Consider the following 7,749-nt stretch of genomic DNA (forward strand, 5'->3'; position numbering starts at 1 on the left):
GGCTTTCAGTGGAGCGTTTGCAGGTCGACGGCGGAGAGGACGGCACGGCGGCCCCGGACCTCCCATCCATACAGGGCGTGGGTGTAGACGAAGGGGCGGCCGACACCCGAGACGGTCACGCGGTTGAAGATCGCCTCCCCCGCCCCGATGGTCTCGGCATACTGCGCCCCGACGCTATGGGCGAACTCGACATGCGGGTCCATTTCGTCCGGCTGATTGAGGACGGAGCGGCCCCACGCGCGCCCAAGGACGGAAAGCGTCGGAATGCCGAGATGGCGGAAGCACAGAGGCTCACCAGGTCCCGTGCTGGACAGGAAGGTGCAGCGATCCATCAGACCTTCGCGCTTGAGATAGGCGGGCAGAGACGGCGTCAGGACACGTTGCCGGCGGCATTCGGCCATGATGGTCTGTTGCCAGTCGGCCGCCTCTGCCAGCGTCAGGCGCAAGATCGTGGTCTCCGGCCGGATGGCGGGGCGCTGGGCGCCCCGGTCCGTGGTGGGGAAGGAAAGGACGGTCACGCTGCGCGCTCCAGCTTGAGGGCCTCCACCGCTGCGGCGTAGGCGGCTTGGAACTGTTCCGGGGTGATACCGGCGGCACCGGCCCCCGCGTCGATCATGCGGCCGGTCGGCTCCAGGGGCAGGGCCAGCGTGGCGGGTGCTTCCGCCTCGAATGCCATCACCGTATCGGCGAAGGCGTCGGCGTCCTGGCGCTGATCGTTCGCCGCCGCCTCCAGCAGCGCCGCGTCCGCACGCATCATCTTGGCCACGCCCGCCAACGCCTCCGGGAACTCCGCCCCGATGGCCTGCGCAATGCTCACGGCTTGCTGAATGTGGATCGTCGCGCGGGCGACCGCCACGACTGAGGCTTTGCCGACTGCATCAAGCTGGTCGTAGATAGCGCTGATCGCCTGAAGGTCTGCGCGGTTCTCCGGAGAGATATCGTCATCCCCGCGGACGATGGGGCGGATATCCGCCGGCTGCCCCGACAGCTTCCGCGCCGTCTGCCAGATGTTCCAAACGGCTTTCAGCCCGATATCGCTATCCTCCAGCGGCCCGTTCTCCTCCTCCAGCGTCGGCCCCTGCAGGTCCCACAGCGCGGCGAGCTGGACCGCCAACCCCGCAAGCGTGGTCGCCTCCGTCGCAAAGATGCGGTCCTTGAGGCTGCTGATGCGGTCGTTGAGCCGTTCCGCCTCCGCTTCCGGCCGGGCAATGGCATGGACGGCGTCGGCGTCGCGGACGGCATCCTCATGGAGACGGCCAAGGTCAAGGAGATCGGCATCGCCGCCCTTGTCGGCCATCCTGTACAGATCGCGGCGGTACTGGTCTCCCCGACCGATGCTTCCGGCAAAGGTCATGGCCATGCGATGGAAGCGGTCCTCCGCTACGCCGAACTCCAGCCAACGGATTTCGGCTTCTTTGCGCTCTTCTGGAATTCGGCACCACACGTCCGTGATCTGGCGATCCTGCTCTGCCCATTTGTCAGGGTTCCGCGTCTTGGATGCCGCAATCTCAGCCATGATCGCCGCGTCCGCTTCGGCGACCAATTCCATCATCCAGTCGGGGAAGGAGTATTGCCGCTCCGGCTCGGCCGGCAACTTGGTGGCGTCTGCCGTAGCATCGAGCATCCGTCCCAAAGCGGCGCCGTCCATCTGGCGCAGGTATGAGCGGAACCGCTCTTCACCCCGGATCGCCTCCGTCATGCGGAACGCCCGTTCCACGATCATCCGCTCTGCCTGATTGTGTGCGAAATGAGCGTGTTCAGGCTTGTAGGAGGGCGAGTAATCGGCAAGGAGATCGTCTTCGGACGGCGCGCCGTGCTGGAGGTGCAGCCACGTATAGAACTGCGCGGCGAAGCCGGCGGCGGTAGTGGGTTCCTTGGCCATCACCTCCATGGCCAGAGCGTCGCAATGATCGGAGTAGGCGCCCGATACTTCGTCGCTCCAAGCGGGGACCCACCCACATTGAGCCAACAGGAACTCCCGGAAGGCATCCAGCGTGGCGGAGTCATCGTCCAGCTTGGCCGCGTTCTCTTTTGCCTTCCACAGCCATTGGCGCTCCTCTCTGCTTTTGGGAGCTGGGCCATCTTCATATCCGTCCGCCGGGTCCAACCCGCGCCATACCACCGCCAACTGAGCGGCCAATCCGGCGCCCGTCTTCGGCTCGATGTCCATGATGCGCCTGTCCAGGCGCAGCCACTCTTTTTCCAGACGGTCGACTTCATCGTCCTCCACGCCGACATCCATGGCGTCAATGACCGCCCGGCGCTGACGGGCCAACTCTAGGATTTCGGCGTCGGGGTGGGGCGGCGTGACGGCGGTTCCCGCCAGCAAGGCGTCCCTCAAAGGCAGGGGTTTACGCTCCGCGGTCGATGCGGTGTTCTCGGTCTCGGACTGCATCGCTTGATCTCCGGACGCGAGCAGCCGTGCGAACGCCGCTGCTGCCGCAGCCGTGCCGTTCGTTGCATCGCTCGTCGTCATGGGGGCATGGGCCGCCAATGCCTCCGGAGTCTGGGCGAGTTCAGCCGACAGGGACCGGGGCATGGCGAGATGGGTATCAGGCATTGCCGTCTCCATGAATGAGCGATTTGAGAAGTATCGCGGCGACCATCACTGTTTCTGGTCAGCGGCGAATGGATCAAATCACCCGAGACGGAAACCCCTCAAGGCACTACAGGGGGTTACTTGCTGAAATCGTCCCTCCTTTATCCTGCATGATTGTTTCGTCTATTGCCGGTCAGCGGCGATTGCTCGGCTTGCCAGCCTTACGCCGTGTGGTTGGCGCAATCGTCGGCCGAAGCCGCGTGAACCGGGCCAGCCTGTTCGAGCGGGTTCTCGCGAAGGGTACGCCTGATCGTGGTCGAGATGTCCGCCAGGGCGTCCCGAACGGGCATCGGCGTGGAATGCAGGGCCTTCCGATCCGCCAGCAGCCCGTCCAGCGTGTCGGCGATGCTGGACAGCAGCATGGCGAAGCGCTCCACCGGCAACGCAGAGGTGATGGTGGACATGAGCTGTTCCTCTTCCGTGGGAATGTCGGGGTTGAGCCCCGCTTCCATAAGCGTGGCCTCCAGTTCGGCCACGTAGGGCGACGCCGTACCGTCGCGGTCACGGAGCATGGCACAGACCTTCGCCAGCGACCGAAGGACCATCGGCAGAGCCGAAATCATGACTGCAAGTTCCGCCTGCCGAGGGCCGGAGATCGAGGCGGAGCCGTACCCGTCGAAGGAGACGGTGCAGGCGTCGGACTTGTGGATGGTCAGCGACCGGGCGGGAATGGTACCGGTGGGCATGAGGGCGGAGAACATGGCGGTCATTGGTGATTGCCCCTCTTAAGCGTTGCGCTGTCTCGCTCGATAGGTACAATGTATCGACGGAAGGGGTAGCCCGTCAATACAAAATCGCTATCCGTAGATACAGGGTAACGTTTGATGATTACGGGGGATCAAATCCGCATGGCTCGCGCGGCGGTTCAGTGGGGGGTGCGCGAACTAGCGAAGGAAGCCGGAGTAACGCCAAACACCGTCAGCAGGATTGAGAGTGGCGGTGACGCCTTGGCCGGGACATTGAGCAAGCTTCAAGCCGCTTTGGAGGCGGCCGGAGTCGAGTTCATTCCAACTGGCGCCTATCACGGGGAAGGTGGTCCTGGAGTGCGACTAAAAGCTACAAGCTGAACCTCGACAGGAAAGCGTTGCTTTGCCAGTCTCCCTAGGTTGCGCATGCTTTCTGCAGATCGCGCTGGCATATGGGGGAATGAATGCTGAGGTTAACGCGAGTCGTGTCGGCTGTTGCCGTTGTCGCGCTGCTGAGCGGATGCGCTACTGTGGCCGAAAAGTACGAGGCACAACGACGTGAAGAAGCGAAAGCCTACGCCAGCAAAGGTGAGTATCTGAAGGCATATCGCGTCATACAGTCGGACCTCGCCAGCTATGGGCAGGGTGCAAAGCGGGCGGTGGAAATATTTAACGAAAATCCGCAGTTTAAGTCCGCTTTGCCCGAGATTATTCGTTCTGAGATGCGAGATGCATCCGATCCTGACCGTTTCGTTCAATTAGTTAAAAATCTAGATTACGATACGTTCTCTTCTGTTCTATCGCAGGGCGACCGTTTAGCGCTTCGCAAAGAAGCTAACGAAGTTGCTGCCGATGGCAACAGGAGCAACCGATTGCAGTGGTTGCTGACAGATGCCGTCGATCAATTTTCGTCGCTCGGTCAGCCGGACCAACAGCGCATCATTTACAACCGATCCTTGGCTTTGCTGCGTAAGCAGGGTGCCCCTGGATCGCGTACCAAGCCGTACAACCTCGCTCAGCGCGTCTTTGAGCGCGCCGAAGCTGCCGGCTCGCATTCTGATGAATTCAAGGCTCTACAGGCGGAATTGCCCAACCTGGAATTCTCGACGCAGGACCTCAAGACGATAGTTGCGAAGCTGTTCCCCCAATACGCTTCGAAGGAAATTGCTGGTCGCGAGATAACGGTCAAGATTGCGTTTGATGACAGGCTGATTGAGGAGGACGCAATGCCGAAATTGCGTCAACTATCTCCCAATCTGACCTTTATTAAAAATGGTCAGGCTGCTGTCAATGTGTCTGTCAAAAAGTTGCAATGGGACGAGAGGGCTTCTCCTCAACAAACTCAGACAGTGACCTACAGTCAAACAGACGTGAACCTTTTAGCCGCTGCACTCCTAATGCCGCGGAACGCATCTTATATTTATGAAGTGTCAAGCGGTGGCGTCCAACTCTCCTACGCCTTCGAAGTTAAAGCTACGAGCAAAGGCGCCCCTGCCTTCGATGAACTGGTACGTGATCGCGCTTCACGTGAATGGAGATCATGCTCTAACGCGCGCATTCAGAATGTGTTCGGTGGCGTTCAGAGAGCTGACTTCGTCGCGAATGACCATATGCAGACTGTCTGCGGCAACGGCGGTTCTCCGTCCTCGCCAGATGCCCTACGGTCTGAAGCGATTAGCAGGCTTGTCACCGCCATTGGCCGCATTCCCGGCATCGCGAAGGCATCCGGCAGCACATCGTCGTTCAGCGGCGGCCCTGCAACTGGAAAGGTGTCGTATGCGTCGGTGGGGGCGTTTGTCGCTGGAGACCGGGTGCGCCATCCCACATTCGGGACCGGAACCGTGTATGCGGTCACGTCAACCGATGCCCACGTGATTTTTGACGGTCGCCAGAAACCCACCCCGGTCGGTATGGAAACCCTATCGAAGCTGTAGCAGGCAAAGGGGATCGCCGCGCCAGCGAGCAAATCGCGTGCTGGCGTGGATGATGAGCGAAGAGGGGGCGGGGTGACTTGAGCGCCAACGCAATAGACGAATACCTGTCGGCTGAAAAGGTTCTAGGGGGCGTAGCGCAATGGCGCCAAGGAAACGGCCATGAGGATTATCGTATTCAATGGCCGGTGCGGTTCCTAGGTGAAGACAGAGGGGTTTTAACAATCACCTTTTTCCCCAATGGGCCGACCACACGGTTTAAGATCGTCCTTTCGGTGCCCCCTGCGATTTGGCGGGTGGACTTTGATGCTGACGACCGACATCCAAATCCCTTTTCAGAGATTGAGGGGGTGCCGCAGGGCTTGGTGCTCGGCAGCCACATGCACGCATGGGGGGACAATCGGCACCTTATGAGAGGGAATGCTCTTCCACCAAAGCTTCCGTTTGCGCGATCCCTACCGCCAAATATCAAGGGGCTGGAAGACTGTTTGCAGTGGTTTTGCGAGCAGGTTAACATATCTTTTCAAGGTACGACTATGCCGCCGCTACCATCAGCGGACAGACTGCTATGAGCTGCCCGACCACCATTCAGCAAGCTGTCGCCTCTCTTGTTGGCTGCAAGCCACACGGGGACGGCTATCTTGTTCACACGACCTGCCTCTACCCATCCAATGATGCGGTGCGAGTGCTCGTGCGCGGCGGCAAGGATCAGTTCGTCGTGTCCGACAACGGCGGAGCAATTGCGGCTTTGGAGGATGCGGGACTTGAGCAGGCCGGCGGAGACCGCTTCCTGCATAAGTACGCTCGCGCTCAAGGGCTCCGTGTCGAGCGCGGGGCCATCATCTCACCCCCTGTGAATGCCGAGAACCTACCGGTCGCCATTCTCTTGGTGGCGAATGCTTCGCAAGAGGCGGCGCACCGGGAGCTGGAGCATCGCAAAATGCGCCCAGCGCGCGACTTCAAGCAGATGCTGGAAAACATACTTTGGCAGAGGTTCCCTAATCGTACTGAGAAAGATCGACTCTTTCTTGGTGAGAGTAATAGACAGTATAAGTTTGATTACACCGTCAAAGCGGAAAGCGGTAAGCTCCTGCTCTTGGATGCTGTGACTCCTGATTACTCGTCAATTGCGTCCCGCGTTCTGGCAAACCTTGATGTTCGGAACCGGGGTGATGAAGGAATAGTGCAACGCATCGTCTATGATGATCGTTTCCCTTGGAAAGCAGAGGATATTCTCCTTCTGGAGAATGGGGCGCCTACGGTGCCGTACTCAGCTCTGTCCCAAAGCCTTGATCGATTGGCGGCATGACTGCTGCTAGCTATCGCCACGACAGCCCGCCGGCCCCCGGCCGGCGGGCTGTGACACCCAGTTGAAGCGCGATTGTTGAACCTATAAGCCCCGTACGTCAGTCAGGGAGCCCGACCTTGAACAGGAGCGAGCGACCGGCTTCACCCGAGTCACCTTCGTGAACGGCACAACCTTCCACAACATCGCCTGGGTGCAAGCCGGCATCAGAAAGCGCTTCTTTCGATCCCATAACCTCGACTTTCACGCCCTTGCTCTTGATCGTTTTTAGGAAGCTTGGCATTCCTGGCCCACGATCTGAAGCAAAATACTCGGCGGGGTAGGTGAAGGTATTCACCTTTCCAGTCGTAATGGTTTCTTGGATCTTCTCGCCGACGCTCGGGTTATCTTCCATTGTGTCCTCCGCATTGGTTCTGTAGCCGAACGAAATATTAGTTACTTTACATGAAGTTTCCACCCCTCTGTGGATTATGCGGTTGCGGGAAATCATGTGCCCCATTGTCGATTTGGTGGAGCTGAGTTGGCGACATTGAGAGAAAATGGCAGGGGAAGGGTCGTCACGATGTAGGTTTATGTAATAGATGGAAAAGGATGATAAGGGATGAACGCGACATCAATGCAACAAAAATGGCGAAGCTGTTGAAGTTAATTTTGATTTTTACTTCTCTGACTCCGCCAGCCTAGGTTCGAATCCTAGTCCCCCAACCACCCTCTCCAAACGGCCAGCACTTTCAGGAACTTACGGACGGCGCGCACTCCGGCAATGCCGTTGCTGTGTCGCACCGCTACACCAAGCTGTGACACCGCGATGGCCGACGAGGAGTCTGCCGTGTGGCCCGTCATTCGCACTTGCACCTTCGCAATGTGGCCTGGTACTGGCGTCGCCGTCCGCCGCGTGATCTTTCTTCTTCCGGACAGAAAGCCATATTAGGGCTGTCGCTGGGTACCAGTGATCGGCGCCTCGCGGTCTACCGTGGGATCGCGCTGGACTTTGCTCTGGAAGAGATTTGCGCGATGACTAACCCCCGTGGCGATCAGACAATCCGCGGGCTTTTGGCCAGGCTTCGTAATGACATGCTTCTTCAGGCGGAAACCGAACGGGCGATCGTGTCCCCGGCCGTGGTGTAGGAACGGGGTGATCTTGCCCCGGTTCGGTGGACACGGGTTCACGCAGATTTTAGCTCGGCCTGTTCGGGGGTGATGTATCCGATGGCCGAGTGAGCGCGT

At 59.6% G+C, this 7,749-nt stretch carries 8 protein-coding genes; 4 read left to right on the plus strand and 4 right to left on the minus strand.

What is annotated here, in order from left to right:
• Positions 1 to 5 precede the first annotated feature (5 nt).
• The 3 genes from FZ983_RS30435 to FZ983_RS30445 form a co-directional block, all read right to left on the minus strand.
• Positions 6 to 518: a hypothetical protein gene (locus FZ983_RS30435; RefSeq protein WP_149228298.1), complete on the minus strand. Its 513-nt coding sequence runs from the start codon at positions 516 to 518 to the stop codon at positions 6 to 8.
• Positions 515 to 2,560 carry a hypothetical protein gene (locus tag FZ983_RS34410; RefSeq protein ID WP_188092581.1) on the minus strand — a complete coding sequence of 682 codons (2,046 nt, stop codon included), beginning with the start codon at positions 2,558 to 2,560 and terminating at the stop codon, positions 515 to 517. Before FZ983_RS34410 ends, FZ983_RS30435 begins: the two co-directional genes overlap by 4 nt.
• Positions 2,561 to 2,760: 200 nt before the next feature.
• Positions 2,761 to 3,309 carry a hypothetical protein gene (locus tag FZ983_RS30445; RefSeq protein WP_149228299.1) on the minus strand — a complete coding sequence of 183 codons (549 nt, stop codon included), beginning with the start codon at positions 3,307 to 3,309 and terminating at the stop codon, positions 2,761 to 2,763.
• A 114-nt stretch (positions 3,310 to 3,423) separates the two neighbouring features.
• Between FZ983_RS30445 and FZ983_RS30450 the strand changes: the two genes are divergently transcribed.
• The 3 genes from FZ983_RS30450 (at position 3,424) to FZ983_RS30460 (ending at position 6,525) form a co-directional block, all read left to right on the plus strand.
• Positions 3,424 to 3,666 carry a helix-turn-helix transcriptional regulator gene (locus FZ983_RS30450; RefSeq protein ID WP_282187072.1) on the plus strand — a complete coding sequence of 81 codons (243 nt, stop codon included), beginning with the start codon at positions 3,424 to 3,426 and terminating at the stop codon, positions 3,664 to 3,666.
• 104 nt (positions 3,667 to 3,770) lie between these two features.
• Positions 3,771 to 5,219, plus strand: coding sequence for a hypothetical protein (locus FZ983_RS30455; protein WP_149228301.1), 1,449 nt, complete (start codon positions 3,771 to 3,773; stop codon positions 5,217 to 5,219).
• A gap of 565 nt (positions 5,220 to 5,784) precedes the next feature.
• Positions 5,785 to 6,525, plus strand: coding sequence for a hypothetical protein (locus tag FZ983_RS30460; protein ID WP_149228302.1), 741 nt, complete (start codon positions 5,785 to 5,787; stop codon positions 6,523 to 6,525).
• A gap of 97 nt (positions 6,526 to 6,622) precedes the next feature.
• Here FZ983_RS30460 and FZ983_RS30465 read toward each other — a convergent pair whose 3' ends face one another.
• Positions 6,623 to 6,916, minus strand: a complete 294-nt coding sequence (locus FZ983_RS30465) for a hypothetical protein (protein ID WP_149228303.1) — start codon at positions 6,914 to 6,916, stop codon at positions 6,623 to 6,625.
• 437 nt (positions 6,917 to 7,353) lie between these two features.
• Here FZ983_RS30465 and FZ983_RS30470 point away from each other — a divergent pair, with 437 nt between their 5' ends.
• On the plus strand, positions 7,354 to 7,650 hold the full coding sequence (locus FZ983_RS30470) for a DUF6538 domain-containing protein (protein WP_149228304.1): 297 nt from the start codon (positions 7,354 to 7,356) through the stop codon (positions 7,648 to 7,650).
• Positions 7,651 to 7,749: the final 99 nt, after the last annotated feature.

This window comes from Azospirillum sp. B21, from assembly GCF_008364825.1.
GTDB lineage: Bacteria > Pseudomonadota > Alphaproteobacteria > Azospirillales > Azospirillaceae > Azospirillum.

Coding starts and splice junctions, on each gene's coding strand:
- FZ983_RS30465 (WP_149228303.1), bottom strand. CDS start 6,916: ATGGAAGATAACCCGAGCGTCGGCGAGAAGATCCAAGAAACCATTACG.
- FZ983_RS34410 (WP_188092581.1), bottom strand. CDS start 2,560: ATGCCTGATACCCATCTCGCCATGCCCCGGTCCCTGTCGGCTGAACTC.
- FZ983_RS30450 (WP_282187072.1), top strand. CDS start 3,424: ATGATTACGGGGGATCAAATCCGCATGGCTCGCGCGGCGGTTCAGTGG.
- FZ983_RS30445 (WP_149228299.1), bottom strand. CDS start 3,309: ATGACCGCCATGTTCTCCGCCCTCATGCCCACCGGTACCATTCCCGCC.
- FZ983_RS30460 (WP_149228302.1), top strand. CDS start 5,785: ATGAGCTGCCCGACCACCATTCAGCAAGCTGTCGCCTCTCTTGTTGGC.